Here is a 22,948-nt window from a genome sequence, read left to right on the forward strand (position 1 = left end):
CGTGCTCACCTATCACCACACGTCGTGGGTATGCGCCCGATAGCCCTTCTCGATACGCTCCACCAGCAACGGCGCGGTAATGATGCCCCTGACCGGGTAGAGCATTTCCTCTGCCGTCAGCTCGCGATCCAGCAGAAGTTCATGCTCCCCGTCCCACAACCACAGTGAACCGCCTGGGCCCCCTGCCTGCATGCGCATGGTCGGAAACGCCTGCAACACCGGGCTGACTGGCACGTTGGCGACCACCGCCAGCAGCCCCTGATCGACAGCAGCCTGAACCGGGAAAAAGGCCGTGAATTGAGGTTGCGCATCGACAACGGCAGAAAAGTCTTTGGGTGTCTGCTCGTGGTAACCGGCAAACGCTCGTATCAGATGTCCATACCGTGGGTGCTTATGGGTGACCTGCGCATAGGCGACTCCTGCGTTTGTCAGGATTTGCAGGACGTCGCCAAGTTTTACTCTCTTTGCCATTAGAAACCTTTGAATTTGATACTTTTAAGAATTTCCGCTCCGCGTACCAGCGCCCGCTCATACTTGGTCGGGTTCTTCCTCGCCGAGATCGAGTTGATGAGGTTCTCAAGTGTTCCATCCGGCCGCTTGGGGTCGTTGAGCCTGCCGTAGCGCTCAATGAGTACTTGCTCCACGGCGCGGGCATCGGAGCGTGAAAGCTTGTCCAGACCTGGAATACCCTCGATGATCCTGTTCTTTTTCAAATGTTCACGACCGCGTCGGGCAATATCATCGGTAATACCGACGTAGCGCGTCACACCATCGACCACACAGGTATAGACACAGGTCTTGCCGCCGACAATGGTACTCGCTCCAGCGACTTTTGCCGCCTCCAGCGTTTCACTCTCAGCCTTGCGAATCGCCTTGATCTCATTTGCCCGCTCTATTGCCGAGCGCACCCCTGGCGACTTCATCGCGCCTTCCGAGACACCAAGCACCCGCTCTGTCACCAGCTTGCGACCCGGTAATTCGCCAATCAGTTGCAGGAACGGCTCCCAACTGCCGGTGACCTCCGCCAGTGTCTGCATGCTGGTCACGGCACGCTCGATCAGTTGGTCCTTGTAGCCCTGGCAGGTGGCGTTGGTGCAGTTCAGCCCTTCAAGCACGGTCAGGCCAGCTTCGATATCCAACTGCTGGGAGCGCGCGAACGCCACACCGCCAGTCTTCAGGGCCTGCTCGTAGTTCTCGTCACTGAGCTTCTTGTGGCCATTGGCGATCCAGAACTTCTCCTGGCACGCGGTGTTGTTGCCACAATCGTTCATGTCGGCGACAAAGTCGCCCATGTCACTGTGGTTGAGGTTGTTGTACTGCGTCGCGGTACTGGCGATCCACGAACCGTCCTGCAGACGCTTGCCATCACCTTCATCCCGCGCCGACGCCGTCACCACACCCACCAGCTGCGAAGCGATCAGCATCAGTGCATCACGGTTGACCGGGTCCATCTGCGTGGCGATCCGGCGCAACTGGTTGGCCAGCAGTTCGTTGGCGCCCGCCGCGATCGCGCCGGTGGCAAAGTCGCCGCCGGCGGCCTGGGCGACGAAACCACCGACCAGCGCATGCAGGGCGACCTTTTCCGGGCTGCCGGTACGCAGGTTGGCGTCCCCCACCGTGCTGAAGGCCGTCGCCGCCAGCGTGTTGAACACCGCCGACTGGAGGATCGCCCGCACATCGGCGTCACGCCCGAACGCTTGCCCTACCGCGCCGGAAGCCGCACCGATGGCCAGCTGCTGGGCACCGAAGCGACCGATACCTTCCAACGATCCGAGGTCGACCACCGATTTGCCATCGACGATCTTGGTCTTGGCGATATCGCCGAAGTAGCTTTCAGCAATGCCTGCGGTGATCGCGGCGATCGCCGCGTTGGTCAGGCTGTCCTTGCTCAGGGTGTCCTTGAGTGCCTGGCCGAGGTCACCCTTGTTGCTGATGGCACTGTTGAGCGCGGTGTTGGCCAGCGCCGCCGCACCGGCCAGCTGGGCGCCTGCCAGGCCGAGGCCGGCCGGGCCAAGCACCGCCGCCAGGAGAATGGCCATGACCATCTGCGCCCCGGCACCGAGCCCTGAGTTCTCGTACTTGAAGCGGGTATGGATCTCCTGCACCTGGCGCCAGTCGACGCCGCCTTGAGCCTCGAGCTCCTTCAGCCAGCCCAGGCTCGGATCCGCCTCGACCATCGCGTCGATGGACTCGGACACCGATTCCTGGCTGACCTGCCGGACGTCTGCATGGATCTTGCCGGCGGCCTTGATCACCAGGTCGCCCTTGGCCGTCAGTTCACTCTGGCGGAAGGTCTCGTCGGTGCTGCCCTTGCCCTTCATGCTGAACCAGGCCAGGCTGCTCTTGCTCTTCTCGTGACTCTCCTGGATGAGGTCCTTGACGCTCTGGAAGTAGATATCACCGCCGCTGTCGAGGGTCAGGTCGCCGCCGCTGTCGAGCTTGGCCGCCTGATAGCGCTGGTCGCCACTGCTGACCAGGGTCAGGTGGCTGCCACTGCTGATTTCGCTGCCCACGTGGGTGACACGGGTCGACTCGTCGCGCTTGGTCGCCTTGCTGCCCCAGCTGCCCTTGGACTTCTTGTCGTACAGCGAGTAGTCACGGTCCTCGGCCGACAGCAACGCCAGGTCGTTGCCCGCCACCAGGTAGGCTTCGTCGCCCGCCTGGACCCGGCTGGCAATCAGGGTCAGGTCGTTGCTGGCCGACAGGTCGATGTTGCCGCCGGCCTTGAAGCTGGTGGCGACCTGGCGAACATGATCCTCCTGGCGCGTGACCTTCTTGGTCTTGGAGTAGAAATGGTCCTCGTTGGCGGCTGAGGTCAGCGTCAGGTCGTGGCCGGCGTTGACCGCGATGTTGCGCTTGGCCTCGACCTCGCTGGCAATCGCGGCAAAGTCGCGGCCGGCGGCCAGGGTCATGTCGCGGCCAGCCTCGATCGTGCCGACATGCTGGGTGATCGACTCTTTCTGGTGCCAGCGGCCCCAGTTGTCGCTGTCCTGCTGCTCCGCCGAGCTGAGCACCAGGTCGCGCCCGGCATTGATGTCCAGATCACGGCCGGTCTTGATCACACCGCCCATGTTCATCACATCGCGCCCGGCACCGATGCTCAGGTCGTTGCCGGCCTCGATGCGCGCGGCGCTGTCGACGTAGTCGCGGCGGCTACCACCGACTTCGAAGCTGGTAACGCTACGCTCGTTGACCACATCGCCCAGCAGCGCGTTGAGGCTGACATCACGACCCTTGAGGATGCCACCGGCGCCATTGAGGATGCTGTCGCCGGCCAGCAGGTCCAGACGATTGCCCGCCTCGATCAGGCCGGCGTTGACCAGGTTCTTGCCGGCGCTGGCCGACAGGTTGTTGTTGGCCTTGAGCGTACCGGCGTTGGTCAGGCTGTCACCGGCGATAAGGGTTACATCATTGCCCGCGATCAGCGCGCCGTTGGGCGCCAGGCGATTGTTCGCCTGGGCCAGGTAGAGCACCGGCACCAGCACCTTCTCGCCGTTGACCACATGCTCTTCGAGCCAGACGATGTCGTGGGTCAGGGCTGCGACCTGCTGGGCGGTCAAGGTCACGCCCACGCTCAGGTTCAGTTGCTGCTTGCTGGCGATGGCGTTGTCCATCAGGTACTGGTACAGCGCTTCATTGCTGGACTTGCCATCGATGAAACGTTGGCCGGTGCGCGCCAGCACCGCATCCTGGAGCAGCCGCTGCTCATAGAAACCGTCACCCAGGCGCTTCCAGCTCTTGTCCGGGTCATAGCCCAGGTTGCCGAGCAGATAGTCCGAGCTCATGAACGACTTGAGGTCGGTGAGCACCGGGTTGGTTTCGATCAGGTACTTGTGCGGCTGCGAGCGACCGCTGTTGTCCGGCAAGCCCTGGACCTGGCGAATGCTGGTCGGCGGTACCACCTTGGACTGGCCCCACGGCGCCGGCCGGCTCAGTGCCAGCGGATCGAGCGCGGTCAGGCCCGCGCCCTCGGTAGTGCGACCCGGCAGCCGGCCACTGCCGTTGCCATTGTTGTCGAGGGCTACCGAGGTGGCACGGGTATCAAGATCCAGGCGTTCGCGTTGGGTCGGGTCCACGGCACGAATGCTTGCATCGACCTGCGGCAGGCTGCCCAACTGCGAGTCGCGCCCCGGGGTGATCGGCAGTGGCCGGTCACGGTCGGCCAGGCTGATGCTGGAGCCGCCCAGGGTCCAGCCCGACGACGACGGCACGCTGACCACGCCTTCGCTGGTACTCAGGCGGAACAGCCCGTTCTGCCCGGTGGGCAGGCTGAAGCCCGGCAGCTCCAGCGGATTGACCTGTTGCTGGGCCAGCTCCGGCGGCAGCTGTTTGTGGATACTGATCAGCGTCGGCTGGGCGGAGGTGGCCGCGGTGTTGGTCCCGCGCCCGCCAAAACCATTGGGCGCGCTGAACGGTTTCTCCACACCGTTGCCCAGCCGCTGGCCGGCATTGATGGTGACATTGCCACCCGCCTGGATCACGGCGGGCACGTAACTGCTGACGGTACCGGTCTCGATCACCTTCTCATCGGATACCCGCGCATTGGCGATATAGGCCGGAAGCTCCATGCGTTGGCCCGTGCTGAACATTGATTCGCCCATGGCCCTGGCGCCCAGGAACTTGTCGGTCTGCTTGTAGACCAGCAAGCCGTAGGCAACGAATGTTTCACTCGGCGTGGCGCAGCAGCGATAGGTGACCGTCGGCGCCCGAGACGCTTCGCCCGCCGGGTTGATGAACCACCAGTCCTTGTTATAGGAAGCGTCGTTGTACTGGTTGTAGCGGATCACTTCATCGAGCGCCCACCAGCCTTTCTGGATCTGGACGTCCAGGTACTTGGCGCTGATGTAGTCGCCCAGCGCAGTGCCGGTGTTCTGGAAGTTCGCCACATTGACGGTGATGTTGCCCGTGGCCGATACGGTCGAATTGCTGTTGCTGAAGCTGGTCCCCTGGACGTCCAGGTTACCGCCTGCATTGATGCTGGCGGCTACCGAACTTGGATCGCCCGACACGGTGGTCTTGTATTGCTGAATCCATACCAGGTGGGAGGGCCACTTCTTCGAGTCGTCAACCCCGTAAGGCAGGTTGGTACAGCTGTAGCAACGCTGGCCGATGGCCGACGAATACAACTCCGAGGTCACCTTGAAGTTGTTGCGCTCGTTGATGAACTGCTCGGCCTTGATGTTGAAATCGCGGGCGCTCTCCATCTTGCCGGAGATGTTCTTCAGCACCGCGGCGCGGGTGCCTGGCGAGCGGCCCTCGACGGTAAGGTTGCCCAGGCTGTAGACCTCGCCGAGGGTGTTGCTCAGGCTGCCGACCGACCAGGTCATGTCGGTGCCGCTGAAGATCAGCGCATTGGCATTGTTCAGGGCTTCGGCGCTGTTGATCTTCAGGGTGGTGGCGCTGGCCAGGGTGCCGTAGTTGTCCAGGCGCGAAGCGCGTACATCCAACGCCTGGGCCGAGGTCAGGCGCCCGTAGTTGGTCAGGCTGGCCAGGGTACCCAGGCCGCCGATGGTGGTGTTGCCACCGCCGGCGATGCTGGTGCTGGCGCCGAGCACGATGCTGTTGGCATCGAGCTTGAGATCACCCAGGCTGCTGGCCCGGCCACTGCCGCTGTAGCTGCCGCCCAGGTTGAGGCTGAAGTCGCCGTCACTGGCGATCAGGCCATTGTTGACCCAGTTGCCGCCGCTGCCGACGAAGCTGCGCGAAGCCAGCAGCCGGCCGCCCTGGTTCAGGGTCAGTTGCCCCACATTGACGGTCAGCCGCCCTGCCTGGATCACGCTGCTGGTGGTCCAGTTGGCGGCATTGATGGTCAAGCCACCGAGGGTGGCCATTTCGCCACCGGCCGTGGACAGGTTGTCCAGGCTCACGCCGAACTCGCCCTGGCCACCATGCAGCAAGCGGCCACCGCTGTTGAGGAAGCTGCCGGCACTCAGGCCCAGGTCCTGGTTACTGGTTTCCAGCACACCCGAGCGGTTGTCGAGCAGGCCGGCAATGCGCAGATCGGTCTTGCCTGTGCTGCCCAGCGCGCGCAATTGCCCGCCCTGGTTGTCGAAGCTGTCCGCGCCGATGCTCAAGACAGTATCGCTTTCGATGACCCCGCCACGGTTGTACAGCGCATTGCCCAGGGCGAAGTTCAGGCTCTGCCCGGCGATCTGCCCACCGGCGCCGTTGTCCAGGCGGCCGCCGGTCACGCTGATCAAGCCATTGGCGTAAAGGCCACCGCCCTGGTTGATGAAGTCATTGCTACGAATGGTCGTTGTTCCGGCCTGGGCGGCCATGCGCCCGCCCTGGTTGTGCAAACCAGCGAGGGCCGTCAGGGTCAACTGCCGGGCCTGGATGACCCCTCCCTGGTTGCTCAGCAGGCCGCCCTTGGTTTCAGCCTGCAACGCTCCCTTGAGGCTGGCCAGCACGCCGTTGCGGTTGTTCAGGCTGCCAGCCGTCAGGCCGACATCGCCTTGCCGGGCGATCACCTGACCGTTCTGGTTGACCAGGCTGGCACTGGTGACAACGGTGATGTCGGCAAGGCTTTGCAGCTTGCCCTTGGTGTTGTCCAGGCTGCCGGCAACGATGTTCAGCGCACCGGTGTCACTGTGCAGCAAGCCCTCGTCGCTGTTGTTCAACAGCCCTTGGCTGTCGATGACCACGCCCGCCACGGCGGCCAGGGTGCCCCGATGACTGTTGTCGATACTCTGGGCGTGCACGGTCAGCCCCGCCTGGCTACCCAGCTCGCCGCCCTGGTTGATCACTTGCCCGGCTTTGGCCACATGCAGCGCGGCGGCGCTCAGCAGCTTGCCGCGGCTGTTGTCCAAGTCACCGTCCAGCACCAGGGTCACGGGCCCCTTGGCAATCAGCCGTGCATCGCTGTTGTTCAGGCCCGCAGCCTGCAGATAAACCTCGGCGGCGCTGTCCAGCAGCCCGCCCTGGCTGTTGTCGAAACGGCCTTGGGTCAGGGTCAGACGTTGGCCGGCACCACTGGCCAGCACGCCACCGCGATTATCCAGCGCCGTGGCCTGGATCGCCAGTTCCTTCCGGCTGGCCAGGGCGCCGCCCTGGCCATTGAGCAACTCGCCATCGAGATCGACGATGACGCCGCCATCACGACTGGACACTGTCCCGCTGTCGCGGTTGTCGACCTTGCCGCCATCGAGGCGTACGCCCTGCCAACCGGAGACCAGGCCCTTGGCGTTGATCAGTTGCGTGGCATCCAGGTTCAACTGGCGATGACTGATCAGGCTGCCGCCGCTGTTGTCGAGGGTGCGCGCAAGCAGGCTGAACTGCTCGCTGCTGGAGATTTCGCCGTCACGGTTGTACAGGTCGCGCAACTGCTTGATCAGCAGCAGGCCTGGGGTGTTGATCGTGCCGCCCTGGTTGTCCAGGTCGCCATTGTTCAGGTCCAGGGTGAGGCTGTCGGCGCCAAACAGCTTGCCGCCCTTCTGCTCCAGGCCCGTGACACTGGCCAACAGGGTCTTGCTGGCAATCTGGCCTGCACCGTTGTTGCGTAGCTGGGCGGCATTCAGTTCCAGCAGGGTGCCGGCGATGATCCGTCCGCGCTGGCTGTTGTCCAGCTCACCCGTTGTCAGTTTCACCTGGCCCTTGGCCGTGACCACACCGTCTTCACGGTTGTCCAGGCCGGTGCTGGTGAGCGTCAGGTCGCCATCGCCGACCAGTTTGCCGCGCTGGTTCTCGATCTTGCCCTGGCTTTCCAGAATCAGGTCAAGGGCGCTGGACAAGCTGCCGCCAGTGTTGTCCAGGCTTGCGCCCGCCACGGTCAGGCTGTCCTCGCTGCTGATGCGACCGTCCACGTTGCGCACCGCGCCGGTCAACGCCAGCTTCACTGGCCCGTCGCCGGACAGCCTGCCGCCGCTGTTGTCCAACGAACTGAGCGGGCCGCTGCCAATCAAGGTGACAGCTTGCTTGGCCGACAGTTCGCCTTTGTTCAGGTTCAGCAGCCGGTTGAAACCTAGGTTTAGGGCCGCGTCGGTGTGGATCCGGCCAGCGTCGCTGTTGTCCAGGGTCTTGCCGGTGAGCGTGAGTGCACCTTTGCCGGCGATCTCGCCGTCGCGGTTGTCCAGGTCGTCGACGGTCAGCTGGGCGTCAAGCCCCGCCTTGACCAGGCCTTTGTCACGGTTGTCCAGACGCTGGCCGTTCAGCGTCAAGCCGCGCTCGGCGATCAACTCACCGGCCTGGTTGTCGATCTGTGTGCCATGCACCTCCAGGTCCTGCCGGGAGGCCACATGCCCTTTGGCGTTGTCCAGGGTCTTGCCGCGCAGCAACAGCTTGCCATCGGCAAACAGCGTGCCGGCGTTGTTGCGCAACTGCCCCTGCTCACCGAGATCGATGGTCATCTGCCCACGGCTGCTGAGCAAACCCTGGCCGTTGTCGAGGCTGGCGGCTGTCACGTTCAGCGATGCAGCGTGGATCTGCGCCTTGAGCGAGGTCAGTGCCTGTTCGAGGGTCAGGGTCAGCGCCTGCTTGCTCAGCACCTTGCCTTCGCTGGTGTCGAGCTGTCGCGCCACCACTTCGAAGGCCTGGTCGCTGGAAATCTCACCGCCCTGGTTGGCAACATCCTTGAGCTGCTTGAGGGTCAGCTTGCCGCCGTTGTGGATCAGGCCACCCTGGTTGTTCAGTTGGCCATGCTGCACGTCAAGGCTCAGGTCGCCGAGGCTGTACAACTCACCGTTTTGCTGGTCCAGCCCGGTGACGCGGACCTGCAGCGCCTGGCCACCGGCAATCCGCCCCTTGGCGCTGTTGTCGACCTGGCCGGCGTCCAGTTGCAGGCGCCCTGCGCTGCTCAAGCGGCCCTGCTGGTTATCGAAGCGACCGGTGGTTACCGTCGCTGCGAGTCGACTGTTGATCACCCCTTGGGTGTTGTTCAGCTTGGCGCTGGTGAGTGTCAGCCCGGCGTCGCTTTCAAGCGTGCCTTCGGTGTTATCGACATCCGTCGACGTGGTCACCGTCAGTTCTCGCGTACTCGAAACGACCCCTTTGCGGTTATCGAGCCGAACGACTTCGAGCAGCAGCTCGCCTTCGCTTTCCAGATGCCCCTGCTGGTTGTCCAGCACGCCGTCACGCCCTGCAACGCCGCGGTCGTGCAAATGGATGTCGAGCCGATCACCCGCCGAAATCACCGCGCTGTTGTCCAGGCGTGCGCCTTCGAGCTTGATCTGCCGCGCGGAAACCAGGCCTGCGCTGTTGTTGATCAGATGCTCCAGGACAAGGGCCAGGCGGGTACCCCCCAGCAGCTTGCCATCACTGTTGTCGAGTACCTGACCGGCGCTGTCGATGCCGTCCTGGGCAGAGATCTCACCGCCGCGGTTGTCCACCTCGGCAACCCGCAGGATGCTCGACTGGTCGCTGCCGATCAGACCACCAATGCGGTTGTCGGCCTTTGCGGCATGCAGCTCCAGGCTGCCCAACGCGACGACGGAACCGTTGCGGTTGTCCAAGGTGTCATCGAGCCGTAGCTCGAGCCGGCCATCAGACGCCAGGCTACCCTTTGTGCGGTTGTCCAGGCTCAATGCCTTGACGTCGAGCAGGTCGGCAGCGCCCAGCACCCCGGCCTGGTTGTTCAAGGCCCCACGCAGCTTGACGCTCAGTTGCGTGTCGGAGAGCACGCGCCCCTTCTGGTTGAGCAGGCTGCCCGCCTCCAGGTGGTGCGTGCCTGCCGCCGAAATTTCACCCTGCTGGTTGTTCAGCACCTGCTGCACGTAAACCTGCTGCCCCGCGCGGCTGGCAACGGTGCCGTCCAGATTGTCCAGCGTGCCACTGCGCACCTCTATGCCGGCTGCGGCGATGCGACCCTTGGTATTGTTCAGCGCCTGGGTGATCAGCAGTGTCACCGCCTGGTCGCCGAGGACCTTGCCCTGGGTGTTGTCGAGGTTGTCCGCACTCAGCACGAATGACTGGCCGCTGGAAATCTCACCCTGGCGGTTGAAGACATCGGCCAGTCGTTCGAATACCAGTGGCCCCGTCGCCGCGACAAGACCACCGTCGTTGTTCAACCGCCCACGGGCCAGGTCGAGCGTCAGCCCCGCCTCGCTGAATACCCGCCCGCCCTGCTGGTTGAGCAGTTCCCCGGTGGCCAGTTGCATCCCGGCCTTGGCTTCGAGATGCCCCTTGTTCTGATTGTCCAGCTTGCCCAGCGTCAGGGTCGCCCGCTGCCCGGCGACGATCTTGCCCGCCTGGTTGTCCAGCAGGCCCGACTGATTCAGGGAGAGATCGGCGACGCTGTGCAGGCTGCCTTGCCGGTTGAACAGGCTGGCGGAGGTTATCCCCAGCGTGTTGCCATCGACCAGGCCGGCCTGGTTGTTCAGCAGGCCGGCGATACGCAGGGTCAACGCCTGAGCCGCCAGTACCTTGCCGGCCTCACTGTTGTCCAGATGATCCGCGCGCAGGTTGGCATCGCCACGGCTCGACAACTCACCGCCCCGGTTGTCCACCCGGGGTGCCGCAATCTCCAGGGACTGCGCTGCGACCAATCCGCCCCGGTTGTCCAGCAACTGGCTGCTGTTGATCGTTTGCGCTCCCGCACCAAGTACACGCCCCTGGTTGCGGTTATCCAGCGTTGCGGCGTTGATCTGGCCATCCCGCCCGGCACTGAGGGTACCGCCCTGGTTGTCCAGGGACTCGCGAGTGGTGAGGATCAGGTCTCGGCTGGCGACCAGGGTCTTGCCATGGTTGTCGAGGTTCTGCGCATTGATCGCCAGGTCGCCCTGGGCGTTGCGGCTGGTATCCGGGTTGACCCCGGCTTCGATCACACCCTGGTTGCTCAGCAGGCCACCCACCTCCAGGGTCACACCGGAGCGGGCAGCGATGCTGTCGTGGTTGCTCAGGTTGCCGCTGGTGACCACCTTGAGGGTCGACTCACCGTATAGCGGGCCTTGTGCATCAAGGCTGGCAGCCTTGATGTTCACTGCGCCGGTGGCGCGTGTCTGCGCCAGGTTCAGCTGGCCATTGGCATCGAGCTGGATATCCCCCCCGCTGGCGATCAGGTCCCCCGCCAGGCGCACACCGACGCCCGCCTCGGTACCCACCAGGCGAATGGCCCCCGCATACATGCCACCCAAGGCACTGGAGTCGATGGCCAGGGCCGGCGCATCGGCCGCGTTGCCGACACGCGGCGTCGCGGCCAGGGTCTGGGCGTCGACATCGTTGCGCCCGGTGATGACGTTCAGTTCACGGGCCCGCAACTGAGCGTTCAGGCGTGCCGAGCGGGTGATGATGTCGAAGCGTTCGACGTTGTCGGCGTTAAGCCCCGCCCCTTCCAGCGCCACGCTGCCGCCATCGACCTGATAGCCGCTGAGCGCGCCACGCCCGTCGAGCACCGGCTTGCCGGTGCTTAGTGTCACCTGCGGCGTATTGATGAAACCGCAGCCATCGCAGGTGATGCCGTGGGGGTTGGCGACGATGACCTTGGCCGCATGTCCGGCCACTTCGGTATAGCCGCGCAACTGACTGGCGTTGGCGCCATTGACCTCGTTGAGGATGACGTTGGCCGCCTGGCCCTGCAGGTTCGGGTTGCCAAGAATGATCCCGCCCAGCTGGGTGGCCTGGGTACGCTCGGTGGCGTTGTTGAGGATCAGCCCCTGCTGGCCGACGTTGTAGTCGCTGAACTGGTTGTGCGACAGCCCGCTGCCATTGGGCGCGGCGATATTGACGATCGGCACGCCATTGCCCGCCTGGTCCAGCCGGGTGCCCGGCCCGCTGACCACCACGCCTTCGGCGGCCTGCGCCCAGAATGGCTGCCAGAACATCGCGTTGGCCAGCAGGAAGGCCAGGCCACGCTTGGGCAACCCGCAGAAATGCTCACGGGGCTGAATTTCGGCCGAGCGTTGGCGGGCCAGGAAGGCAAACAGGCGAACGTCCATGTCAGGTCTCGTGAATCAGGCGGTCAGATGAAGAAGTCCAGGCGGAAATACACCGGGCGTTCCTTGTCGGTCAGCACGTCGGGGCGTTCCAGGCTGTGGGCGAAGGTCACGCTGGCGGCCATGTGCTGGCCGCGGGCGAACAACTCCAGCGAGTGGCTGCTGGCACGGCCGTGGTACTCGCCGTTGTAGCGATCGTTGCGGATCACCCCGAGGTCGTAGCCCAGGCCCAGGCCGTACTCGGCCACCAGCGGTTGCAGCAGCGGCCAGTTCACCGGGCGGGTCCAGCGCAGGTCGTTGCGCCAGTAGCCGCCGCTGTCGCCGGACAGTGACTGGTCCTTGAGGCCGCGCACCGACGACAGCCCGCCCAGGCTGATGCGCTGCGGGCTGAACAGTACGTCCTCGCTGCGCTGGCCGGTGGCCAGGCTGCTGAAGCTCAGGCGCTCGCCGAAGAGCTGGAAACCCTGCACGTAGCTGAGCGTGGCGCTGTACTTGCGGTAGCGCGCCACCGGCTGGCCCGGGCGTGGATGGCCGTTGTCCTGGGCGTCGAAGGCGCCGATGCCCTCCTGGGTGCCCAGGTCGAGGTTGACGAAGGCATTGCCCAGGCGCCGGCCATGGTTGATGCCGAACTGCGCCTCGCTCAGGCGGTTGCTGCTGCCGGCCAGGCGGCTGTCCTCGATGTAGTTGTTGGTGCGCAGGTGGGCCATGCCGGCATTGAGCGAGGTCTTGCTGGTGGCGTCGCGGTGCACCACGCGCTCGGCGCGCAGCTGGTGGTTCTGGCTGTCGCCGGTCTGCTTGAAGGCAAAACCGTTGGCCTGGGCCAGGGAGCGGTATTCGCTCTCGCTGTAGCTGTAGGTGAAGTTCCACCAGCCCCACGGCAGGTTGTAGAACAGCACGCCGTTCTTCGAGCCCTGGGTGTGGTCGCTGACCACGTCATGACCGCCGCGCAGCATCAGCTGGTCGGCCAGGCCCAGCGGGCTGTCCCATTCCAGGCCAAGGTTGAGCATCTGCTCGCCGGTGCTGCGCTGGCCTTCGTTGTTGCGCGACAGCGAGGCACGCCAGGGTTTCTGCTGGGTGTTGCGCACCAGTACTTCGCTGCCGCCGACGGCCTTGCCCGGGGTCAGTTCCATCTGCGCCTTGTTCGACGGCAGGCGGTTGAGCTGGTCGACCATCTGCTCGATCTCGCGCAGGTTCAGGCGCTGGTCGAGACTGCCGGGGAAGGCCATGGCCAGTTCGCGATCGCTCAAGCCGCTGGCCGGGTCCGGGCGCAGCCCTTCCAGGCGCCCTTCCACCACCAGTACCTGCAGATGACCCGAGGACAGGTCCTGCTGCGGCAGGTAGGCGCGGCTGGTGACCAGGCCGCGGCCCAGGTAATGGTCGGTGATGGCCTTGAGCAGGGCGTTGAGCTGGGTGACGCCCAGGCACTGGTCGATAAAGGGCTTGAGCAGGCGGTCGCGGTCGGCGGCGGACAGGCTGTCGGCGCCCTTGAGTTCGATGGTGTGGATGGTGAAGCAACGGGTGTCTTCAGGCCGTGGCTGTTCGGCAGGACGGGCACTTTCGCCCGGCAGGTTGCGCAGCTCTTCGAGACGGCGCTGCTGCTCTTCGAGCAGACGGTTCTGGCGTTCGCGGATCAGGTCCTGGTCGCCGGGAGACACCGCCCAGGCAGACGTGCTGCACGACGCTGCGACAAGGACAGAAAGGGCCAACTTGCGCGCGGAAAGACGACGTACTGCCATACCTGTCCTTGGTGATTAAGGCAAAGAGGCGCGCATACTATGTGGCCATCATATTGACGTCAATTTGCCATCACTGCGTTTTTTGCGGAAGGCTCCCTCCATATCGCACAGAACCACTGAGATAGAGCGGTTGGCACACAAAAAAACTTCCTGTGCATTTTGCTGTGCCCGTCTCGCTCGCGCTCCTGCAGGAATGCGCACTCTCCTGCAGGAGCGACCTTATGTCACGACTGCGCAAGCCCTACGGCATCACCGGCGGCACATACTGCAAAGTCGTGCCCAGCGCCCACAGCAGCACCAGCACCAGCGGCACATGCACCAGCAACTGCACGAACGAGAAGCCGATCAGGTCACGCGCCTTGAGCCCCAGCACGCCCAGCAGCGGCAGCATGTAGAACGGGTTGATCAGGTTCGGCAGCGCCTCGGCGGCGTTGTAGATCTGCACCGCCCAGCCCAGGTGGTACTGCAGGTCGTTGGCCACCAGCATCACGTATGGCGCCTCGATGATCCACTTGCCGCCGCCGGATGGAATGAAGAAGCCGAGCACCGCCGAGTACACGCCCATCAGCAGCGCATAGGTGTCATGGGTGGCGATCTGGGTGAAGAACACCGAGATATGGTGGGCCAGGGTCTGGGCATCCGCGCCCTTGACCTGGGTGAGGATGGCGGCGATCGAGCCGTACAGCGGGAACTGGATCAGCACCCCGGTGGTGGTCGGCACGGCGCGGGTCACCGCGTCGAGGAAGCTGCGCGGGCGCCAGTGCAACAAGGCGCCGAGCATGATGAACAGCAGGTTGTAGGTGTTCAACCCGGAGATCGCGGTGATCGCAGGTTTGGTGGCGAACTCCTGGTACAGCCAACCAGCGGCCAGGGCCACCAGCAGCAGGATCAGGATCGGGCTGTATTCCAGCCACTCGCCCGGGCGGGTGCGCTGAGGAGACGGCGGCGCGCTGAAGCTCGGGTCGACGCCGCAGTCCTGGGCGCTGCGGGCGCTGTTCGGCCCCGGGGCGGTGGCGTAGGCCACGACCAGCGAGACGACCACCAGCGCGGCAAGCATCACCCCGGACTGCCAGAGGAAGATGGTCTCGGTGAACGGGATCACCCCGGTGATCGACAGGATCGACGGCGGCAGGCTGGCCGGATTGGCCTGCAGCTGCGCGGCCGACGACGACAGGCCCAGCGCCCACACCGCGCCCAGGCCCAGGTAGGCAGCGGCGCCGGCGGCGCGGTAGTCCATCTTCAGGTCGCTGCGCCGGGCCAGGGCGCGCACCAGCAGGCCGCCGAACACCAGCGACAGGCCCCAGTTGAGCAACGAGGCAAGCATCGAGATCAGCGCCACCCAGCACACCGCCGAGCGGCCGTTCTTCGGCAGCCGCGCCAGGCGGTCGATCAGCCGGGCGGCGGGCGGCGAACTGGCCACCACATAGCCGCCGATGACCACGAAGGCCATCTGCATGGTGAACGGGATCAGGCTCCAGAAGCCGTCACCGAACGCCTTGGCGGTGTCGGTGGGCTTGCCGCCCATGGCCAGGGCGCCGAGGGACACCAGCATCACAGCCAGGGCGGCGAACACCCAGGAGTCGGGGAACCAGCGTTCGGCCCAGTTGGAGCAGCGCAGGGCAAAGCGGGCGGAGCGGCTGTCTTGGATATCAGCGGCCACGATGTTTTCCTTTTTTGGTTTTATTGGTGGATTTTTCAACAGGTATTGCAAAACCCCTGTAGGAGCGGCCTTGTGCCGCGAAAGGGCCGCGCAGCGGCCCCTCGATCTCAGCGCTGATGCCGAAATCGCGGGGCTGCTCTGCAGCCCTTTCGCGGCACAAGGCCGCTCCTACAGGGGGGCGGTGCGGTGCGGGTGATTAGAACGTCATTTCCTTTACATCGTCCGCCACGATCAGCTTGCCGGCGGTCTTCTCGATGATCTCCTCGACGCTCACGCCCGGGGCGGTCTCGCGCAGGATGAAGGCACCGTTTTCGATCTCCAGGTAGGCCAGGTCGGTGAGCACCTTGCGGATGCAGCCGGCACCGGTCAGCGGCAGGCTGCACTTGGGCAGCAGCTTGGATTCGCCATCCTTGGAGGCGTGGGTCATGGTGACGATGATGTTGTCGGCACCGGCCACCAGGTCCATGGCGCCGCCCATGCCCTTGACCAGCTTGCCGGGGATCATCCACGAGGCGATGTTGCCCTGCACATCCACCTCGAAGGCGCCGAGCACGGTGAGGTCGACATGGCCGCCACGGATCATGGCGAAGGATTGCGCCGAATCGAAGATCGACGCGCCACGGCGGGCGGTGACGGTCTGCTTGCCGGCGTTGATCATGTCGGCGTCGATGGTGGCCTCGGTGGGGAACTCGCCCATGCCCAGCAGGCCGTTCTCCGACTGCAGCATCACCTCCATGCCCTCGGGCACGTAGTTGGCCACCAGGGTGGGGATGCCGATGCCGAGGTTGACGTAGTAGCCGTCCTTCAGTTCACGGGCGACGCGTTGCGCCATTTGTTCGCGGGTCAATGCCATGGTCAGGATCTCTTTGTTGTTCTTGAGGGCGGCGCTCAGGCCTTGACGGTGCGCTTTTCGATGCGCTTCTCGAAGGTGCCGACGATGACCCGGTCGACATAGATGCCCGGGGTGTGGATCTCGCTGGGCAGCAGCACGCCGGGCTCGACGATCTCCTCGACCTCGACCACAGTGATCTTGCCGGCGGTGGCGGCCAGCGGGTTGAAGTTCTGCGCAGTGTTGCGGTACACCACGTTGCCGTAGTGGTCGGCCTTCCAGCCCTTGACGATGGCAAAGTCGCCGGTGATGGACGCTTCGAGGATGTACTTGCGACCGTTGAACTCGCGCACTTCCTTGCCTTCGGCGACCGGGGTGCCGTAGCCGGTGGCGGTGAAGAAGGCCGGGATACCGGCGCCGCCGGCACGCATCTTCTCGGCCAGGGTGCCTTGCGGGGTGAGTTCCACTTCCAGTTCGCCGCTGAGCAGCTGGCGTTCGAACTCGGCATTTTCGCCGACGTAGGAGGCGACCATCTTGCGGATCTGCCGGTCTTCGAGCAGCACGCCCAGGCCGAAGCCGTCGACGCCGCAGTTGTTCGAGACCACGGTCAGGCCCTTGACGCCGCGGCGCTTGATCTCGGCGATGAGGTTCTCGGGGATGCCGCACAGGCCAAAGCCGCCGGCCAGCACGGTCATGTCGTCGGTCAGGCCCGCCAGGGCCTCTTCATAAGTTGCTACACGCTTGTCCAGTCCGGCCATGCTCAGTCGCCTTTTGTAGTTGTTGGAACCGTACGGTCATCTTCACTGTAGTCGACTGATTTGTTAATTTTGTTTTCGTCATCGATTGATAACTTTTACAAAACAAAGGGCCCGCCCCATGAACGTCAAGCAGCTGCGCGCCTTCGTCACCGTGGCCAAGTACCAGAGCTTCGCCCAGGCCGGCGAGCACCTGCATGTATCGCAACCGGCCCTGAGCCTGACCATCAAGGCGCTGGAGGACAACCTCGGCGGCGCCCTGCTCACCCGCACCACCCGCAGCGTCAGCCTGACCCCCGAGGGCGAAGTGCTGCTGCCCCTGGCCCGGCGCCTGCTGGCCGACTGGGACGACACCGAGGAGATGCTGCGCCAGCGTTTTACCCTGCAGCTGGGGCGGGTCTCGGTGGCGGCCATGCCGGCCTTTGCCGGCAACCTGCTGCCGCAGTCGCTCAAGGTGTTCCGCCAGCGCTACCCCAAGGTCAACGTCACCGTGCACGATGTGATCAACGAGCAGGTGCTGGAACTGGTGCGCCACCGCCGCGTCGAACTGGGCATCGGCTTCGAGCCCGAGAGCAGCGAGGCGCTGCGCTTCCATCCGCTGTACCTGGACCGTTTCGTCGCGGTGGTGCCCGCCGACTCGCCCCTCGCCCGCCAGCCCCAGGTGCGCTGGCCGCAGCTGCTGGCCGAGGATTTCATCGCTCTGCAACGGCCTTCCGCGGTGCGCCTGCTGCTGGAGCAGCACCTGGCCGCCAACCATGGCAAGCTGGCGGTGGCCTTCGAGAGCCACCAGCTGTCGACCATCGGTCGCATGGTCGCCAGCGGCCTGGGCGTCAGCGCGGTGCCGGCGCTGTGCATCGGCCAGATGCAGGAGCTCGGCGCCCGCTGCGTGCCGTTGGTCGAACCGACCGTGGAGCGGCGCATCGGCGTGATCGCCCTGAGCGATCACAAGCTGTCCAAGGCCGCCGAGGCGCTGCTCGATGTACTGCTGACCCATACCCATCCACAGGAGGTGACATGCGTTACGTGAATCTGGCGGGCTCCCGCGTTCCGGCCATCGGCCAGGGCACCTGGTACATGGGCGAGGATCCTGGGTGCAGGAGTGCTGAAGTGGCGGCGCTGCAACAGGGTATCGAACTGGGCCTGGGTCTGATCGACACCGCCGAGATGTACGCCGAGGGCGGTGCCGAGCGCGTGGTCGGCCAGGCCATCGCCGGGCGCCGCGACCAGGTGTTTTTGGTCAGCAAGGTCTATCCGCACAATGCCAGCCGGCGCGGCGTGCCCGCCGCCTGCGAGCGCAGCCTCGAACGCCTGGGCACCGACTGCATCGACCTGTACCTGCTGCACTGGCGCGGCCAGTATCCGCTGGAGGAGACCGTCGAGGCCTTCGAGCGCCTCATCGAGCAGGGCAAGATCCGCCGCTGGGGCGTGTCCAACTTCGACCTCGACGACCTGCGCGAGCTCGACAACCCCGCCTGCGCCACCAACCAGGTGCTGTACAACCCGGCCGAGCGCGGCATCGAGTTCGACCTGCTGCCCTGGAGCCAGCAGCAGGGCCTGCCGACCATGGCCTACTGCCCGCTGGCCCAGGCCGGGCGCCTGCTGCGACATCCCGTGCTGGGCGATATCGCCGCACGCCATGGCGCCACGCCGGCCCAGGTGAGCCTGGCCTGGGTCACGCGCCAGGAGGGCGTGATCGCCATTCCCAAGGCCACCGACCCGGAGCATGTGCGCCTGAACGCGGCGGCGGCAGGGCTGATATTGAGCGAAGCAGACCTGCGGGCCATCGACCAGGCCTTCCCCGCGCCGACCTGCAAGCAGCGCCTGGCAATGGTCTGAACCCCTACAGGGGCCGGCATGATCGACAACAAAGCAAGATCGTTCAAGCCGCCCCCGCGCCGCTCTGTCATGCTGGCCTGCCCTGTCGATTCGTTGTCGTTCCCATGTCCAGCCCACCGCTCGCCCGCAATGCCTTCCTTCACGGTGCCATCGCCATCCTGCCGCTGTCCCTGGCCGTCGCGCCCTGGGGCCTGCTGGCAGGCTCCATGGCCATCGAGGCCAACCTCAGCGCCTGGCAAGGCCAGGGCCTGTCGGCCATCGTCTTCGCCGGCGCCGCGCAGCTGGTGGCCATCGGCATGCTCAAGGGCGGCGCCAACCTGCTGTCGATCCTGCTCACCACCCTGCTGCTGACCTCGCAGCACCTGCTCTACGGGTTGTCCATGCGCCCGGTGATGTCCGGCTTGCCGACCCGCTGGCGCCTGGGCCTGGGCTTTCTGCTCACCGACGAGTTCTTCGCCCTGACCAGCCACCACGACCAGCAGCAGTTCAACCGCTGGTACGCCCTGGGCGTCGGCCTGACTTTCTATGTGGCCTGGAACCTGTTCACCCTGGCCGGCATCGTCCTCGGCCAGAACATCCCGCACCTGGACCAGCTGGGCCTGGACTTCTCCATCGTCGCCACCTTCGTCGCGCTGATCGCGCCGCTGGTGCGCAACCTGCCGACCGTGGTGTGCGTGGCGGTGTCGCTGTTCTGCTCGGTGCTGTTCAGCTACTGGCACTGGGAAACTGCCCTGGTGGTGGCAGGCTTGCTGGGCATGGCCGCTGGCTTTATCTGCCAGAAATTCTCCGGAGGCCGCTCATGATCTGGCTGCTGATCGTCGCCATGGGCGCGGTGGTGTTCCTCAACCGCTACGCCTTCCTTGAACCGCGCCTGCCGCTGCGCCTGAGCTCCAATGCGCGGCAGTTCCTCGGCTTCGCCGTGCCCGGCATGCTCACCGCGATCTGCGGGCCGATCATCTTCCTGCCCGGCCACCAGCTCGAGCTGAGCCCGCTGAACCCTTACCTGCTTGGTTCGCTGGTGGCGATCGCCCTGGTGCTGTTGACCCGCAGCGTGTTGCTGAGCATGCTGGCGAGCATGCTGATCTTCTTCCTCCTGCGCAGCTGGCTGGCATGACCACGCCCCTGCGCGAACAGGCCCACCTGTGGCAGGCGCCCGCCCTCGGCGACGTCGAGATGCTGCACGCCCGCTACATCCAGCAGCGCTTCGCCCCGCATGTGCACGAAGGCTACGTGTTCACCGTGATCGAATCCGGCGCCCAGCGTTTCTGGCACCGCGGCAGCGAGCACCTGGCGCCGGTGGGCAGCATGGTGCTGATCAATCCCGACGAGCTGCACACCGGTGCCACCGCCCACGAGGCCGGCTGGCGCTACCGTGGCTTCTACCCCGAACACGAGCGGGTCACCGGCGTGCTCGACGAACTGGAGCTGGGCCGCCACGGCCTGCCCCGGTTCAAGGACAGCGTGATCCAGGACCCGGCCCTGGCCGCCGCTTTCAGCCATCTGCACCAGTTGTCCGAGTCCTGCGCCAGCGCCCTGGAGCAACAGACCGCCTGGCGCCAGGCGGTGCTGGCGCTGGTGCAGCGCCACGGCCACTGCGCCGAGCCCGCCGCCCCCGGCAACGAGCCGCTGGCCGTGGCCCGTGCCCGCGAGCTGCTGGAGAGCCGGCTGGTCGAGCCGCCCTCGCTGGAAACCCTGGCGGCGGCGGTGAACCTGTCGCCGTTCCACTTCGCCCGGGTGTTCCGCCAGGCCACCGGCCTGCCGCCCCACGCCTGGCTCAAGCAGCGCCGCCTGGCCCGCGCCCGCGAGCTGTTGCGCAGCGGCCTGCCGGCACTGGAGGTCGCCGTCACCCTGGGCTTCGCCGACCAGAGCCACCTCAGCCGCCAGTTCAAGCAGGCCTATGGGGTTACGCCGGGGGCCTATCGCCAGGCCTGTCTGGGCCTGTAGCTGCGCCCCGGTTCCAGGCGCCTGGCGTGATGCCGGTCATGCCGCGAAAGAACGCAATGAAGGCACTGTCGCTGGCGAAGCCCAGGTCGTCGGCGATGGCGCCCAGCGGCCGCTGCAACGCCAGCTGTTCCATTGCCCGCAACAACCGCCACTGCTGGCGCCATTGCTGATAGGACATGCCGGTATCCCGGCGCAGCAGGCGGCTGATGGTCTTCTCGCTGGCGCCAACCTGCCGCGCCAGTTCACCCAGCGCTGGCGGCAGGCGCTCGAGCCGCTCGACCAGCCCAACCAGGCGGCGATCGCCTGGCAGTGGCAGGAACATCGGCTGGCGCGGCGCCAGGCGCAATTCGCCCAGACACAGCGCCAGCAGGTGCACCTGGTCACCTCGGTCCCAGGCCGTGTCGAACGGCGCCTGGGCAATGCGTTCGAGCAGTTCGCGCAGCAACGGGTTGACGCTGATGATCGTCACGTCGTCGGGCAGCTCCACGTTGAGCACGGCGCTGAAATACAGCGAGCGGTAGTCTACCGTTTCGCGCATGCGCGCCCGATGCTCCAGCCCCGCCGGAATCCACGCAGCCTGGGTCGGTGGCAGCAGGCACAGGCGTCCGGGCGTCTGGATGCGCACGCAGCCCTGGCGGGTGAACAGCACCTGGCCGCGGCCATGGCGGTGGCGCCCCGAGTCGTGGTCGCCCAGAGCCGAGCAGATGCCCAGTACCGGCGCGTCGAAAGCATCGGGGTCGAAGTGGGTGTCGGGGGCTAACCAGGCCATGGCTGTAATTGTCCGATTTCAACGATAGAGCAACGGAATCGCGATAATAGCTCACGGCACAACGTCCCTACCATGAGCGCCCGTTTGTGCTGCAAGGCGTTCACTCCCATGCTTTCCCGTTCCTGGCTGGCCCTGGCCACCGCCCTGCTGATGTTTCCGCAAGTCGCCGAAACCCTCTACAGCCCTGCCCTGGTCTCCTTGGCCGAAGCATTCGCCGTCAGCGCTGCCCAGGCTTCGCTGACCCTGTCGCTGTACTTCGTCGCGTTTGCCGTCGGCGTGCTGGCCTGGGGGCGTGCCTGCGACCTGTGGGGGCGGCGCCCGGCCATGCTTGCCGGCCTGTCGCTCTATACCACCGCAGCACTGGCGGCGCTGCTGGCGGTCGACTTCAGCCAACTGCTGCTGGCGCGGATCGTGGCGGCCTTCGCGGCGGCGGTGGGCTCCGTGGTCACCCAGACCATCCTGCGCGATCGCCACGCCGGCCCTGAACTGGCCCGGGTGTTCTCGTTGATCGGCGTATGCCTGGCGCTCAGCCCGGCGCTCGGGCTGATCAGCGGCGCCTGGCTGGACCGGCTGTTCGGCTATCACGGTGTACTCGCCGGCCAGTTGCTGATGGCCGCGCTGCTGCTCGCCTGGACCTGGCGCGGCCTGCCCGAGACGCGCCCCGCCGCGCAGGCGACGCCCGCGCTCGGCCAGGTGCTGCGACGCCTGCTGCGCGACCGTCGCGTGCTGCTGGCCAGCGCCCTGGTGGCAGTGTTCAACATCAGCGTGTTCAGCTGGTACAGCCTGGCGCCGTTTGTTTTCGAGCGCCTCGGCGCCAGCCCGTGGATGGGCTACTCCGGCGCGGCGCTGGCGCTCGGCTCGCTGCTGGGCGCGCGACTCAATGCACGACTGTTGCAGCGCGGGGTGGCCACGGCGCGCCTGCTGCGCCTGGCGTGCCTGCTCGACCTGCTGGCGGCGCTGGCACTGCTGGGGCTGGGCGACAGCCTGTGGACGGTGCTGGCCATGGCCCTGGTGATGTTCGCCTTCGCCATGGCGATTCCGCTGGTGCTGGGCTCGGCGCTGGTCGACTACGCCGACTGCCGTGGCACGGCGGGCGCGTTGTTCGGCTTGTTCTACTACCTGCAGATTGGCGCGGGACTGCTGCTGGCGGGTGCCTGCCAGGCTATGGGGGCGACGCTGTTTGTCTGTGCGCTGGCGGGCTGGGCACTGGCCATCGGCTACGAGCAGCCTGGCCGGGCGCTGCTACACTCAAGGGGCTGAATGGAGGATCGCGTCATGTCCGAACGAGAAATCACCACGCTCCTGTCGCTGATGAGCCAGCGCCAGGCCTGCCTGAGCAGCGCCTGCAAGGAGATCGCCGACTGGATCGACCGCCAGGGCGATGTGCCCGCCGCCGGGAAGATCCGCGCCAGCCTGAAGGCGCTGGAGGCCGAGGATGCACAGGTGCGCAAGACCCTGACCTCGCTGAACATCGAACGGCCGTTGCCACGTTTTCGTAGCTGACGGGCCGCTGGGGCTGCTTTGCAGCCCGTTCGCGGCACAAGGCCGCTCCTAC

General features: G+C 65.6%; 14 protein-coding genes. 7 read left to right on the forward strand and 7 right to left on the reverse strand.

The genetic code is table 11. The annotated features are described in order from the left end of the window. Positions 1–12: 12 nt before the first annotated feature. From PRtIB026_RS16990 to PRtIB026_RS17015, 6 genes are all read right to left on the reverse strand, one after another. Positions 13–471, reverse strand: a complete 459-nt coding sequence (locus PRtIB026_RS16990) for a hypothetical protein (RefSeq protein ID WP_203646265.1) — start codon at positions 469–471, stop codon at positions 13–15. Beyond that, positions 471–11,867, reverse strand: a complete 11,397-nt coding sequence (locus PRtIB026_RS16995) for a DUF637 domain-containing protein (RefSeq protein WP_267812559.1) — start codon at positions 11,865–11,867, stop codon at positions 471–473. The genes PRtIB026_RS16990 and PRtIB026_RS16995 overlap by 1 nt, the downstream gene beginning before the upstream one ends. A 23-nt stretch (positions 11,868–11,890) precedes the next feature. Then, positions 11,891–13,600 (reverse strand): ShlB/FhaC/HecB family hemolysin secretion/activation protein, encoded by a 1,710-nt coding sequence (locus PRtIB026_RS17000; RefSeq protein ID WP_203646257.1) that lies wholly within the window; start codon positions 13,598–13,600, stop codon positions 11,891–11,893. 241 nt (positions 13,601–13,841) lie between these two features. Next, a complete protein-coding gene (locus PRtIB026_RS17005) occupies positions 13,842–15,260 on the reverse strand; it encodes a short-chain fatty acid transporter (RefSeq protein WP_062360297.1) in 1,419 nt (472 codons plus the stop codon). A gap of 196 nt (positions 15,261–15,456) precedes the next feature. Continuing rightward, a complete protein-coding gene (locus PRtIB026_RS17010) occupies positions 15,457–16,113 on the reverse strand; it encodes a CoA transferase subunit B (protein WP_050705131.1) in 657 nt (218 codons plus the stop codon). 35 nt (positions 16,114–16,148) lie between these two features. Then, positions 16,149–16,847, reverse strand: a complete 699-nt coding sequence (locus tag PRtIB026_RS17015) for a CoA transferase subunit A (protein WP_050705130.1) — start codon at positions 16,845–16,847, stop codon at positions 16,149–16,151. Positions 16,848–16,965: 118 nt separating this feature from the next. Here PRtIB026_RS17015 and PRtIB026_RS17020 point away from each other — a divergent pair, with 118 nt between their 5' ends. The 5 genes from PRtIB026_RS17020 to PRtIB026_RS17040 all read left to right on the forward strand — a co-directional run bounded on the left by PRtIB026_RS17020 (position 16,966) and on the right by PRtIB026_RS17040 (position 20,624). Then, positions 16,966–17,871, forward strand: a complete 906-nt coding sequence (locus PRtIB026_RS17020; RefSeq protein ID WP_050705129.1) for a LysR family transcriptional regulator — start codon at positions 16,966–16,968, stop codon at positions 17,869–17,871. Beyond that, entirely contained in the window at positions 17,859–18,680 is an 822-nt protein-coding gene (locus PRtIB026_RS17025) for an aldo/keto reductase (protein ID WP_203646255.1), read from the forward strand. Before PRtIB026_RS17020 ends, PRtIB026_RS17025 begins: the two co-directional genes overlap by 13 nt. A 104-nt stretch (positions 18,681–18,784) precedes the next feature. After that, positions 18,785–19,483, forward strand: coding sequence for an AzlC family ABC transporter permease (locus PRtIB026_RS17030; RefSeq protein ID WP_203646253.1), 699 nt, complete (start codon positions 18,785–18,787; stop codon positions 19,481–19,483). After that, positions 19,480–19,794: an AzlD domain-containing protein gene (locus PRtIB026_RS17035; protein ID WP_062574311.1), complete on the forward strand. Its 315-nt coding sequence runs from the start codon at positions 19,480–19,482 to the stop codon at positions 19,792–19,794. Before PRtIB026_RS17030 ends, PRtIB026_RS17035 begins: the two co-directional genes overlap by 4 nt. Further along, positions 19,791–20,624: an AraC family transcriptional regulator gene (locus PRtIB026_RS17040; RefSeq protein WP_203646252.1), complete on the forward strand. Its 834-nt coding sequence runs from the start codon at positions 19,791–19,793 to the stop codon at positions 20,622–20,624. The genes PRtIB026_RS17035 and PRtIB026_RS17040 overlap by 4 nt, the downstream gene beginning before the upstream one ends. Here PRtIB026_RS17040 and PRtIB026_RS17045 read toward each other — a convergent pair. Continuing rightward, positions 20,584–21,393 carry an AraC family transcriptional regulator gene (locus PRtIB026_RS17045; protein ID WP_203646251.1) on the reverse strand — a complete coding sequence of 270 codons (810 nt, stop codon included), beginning with the start codon at positions 21,391–21,393 and terminating at the stop codon, positions 20,584–20,586. The two genes, PRtIB026_RS17040 and PRtIB026_RS17045, sit on opposite strands and share 41 nt — an antisense overlap. Positions 21,394–21,501: 108 nt before the next feature. Between PRtIB026_RS17045 and PRtIB026_RS17050 the strand changes: the two genes are divergently transcribed. Both PRtIB026_RS17050 and PRtIB026_RS17055 read left to right on the forward strand, forming a co-directional pair. Next, positions 21,502–22,653, forward strand: coding sequence for an MFS transporter (locus tag PRtIB026_RS17050; protein WP_203646250.1), 1,152 nt, complete (start codon positions 21,502–21,504; stop codon positions 22,651–22,653). 15 nt (positions 22,654–22,668) lie between these two features. Beyond that, the gene (locus PRtIB026_RS17055; RefSeq protein ID WP_023630605.1) at positions 22,669–22,896 is read left to right on the forward strand and encodes a hypothetical protein; all 228 of its coding nucleotides are present in this window, start codon (positions 22,669–22,671) and stop codon (positions 22,894–22,896) included. Positions 22,897–22,948: the final 52 nt, after the last annotated feature.

This window comes from Pseudomonas sp. RtIB026 (genome assembly GCF_016861355.2).
Classification (GTDB): Bacteria; Pseudomonadota; Gammaproteobacteria; order Pseudomonadales; family Pseudomonadaceae; genus Aquipseudomonas; species Aquipseudomonas peradeniyensis.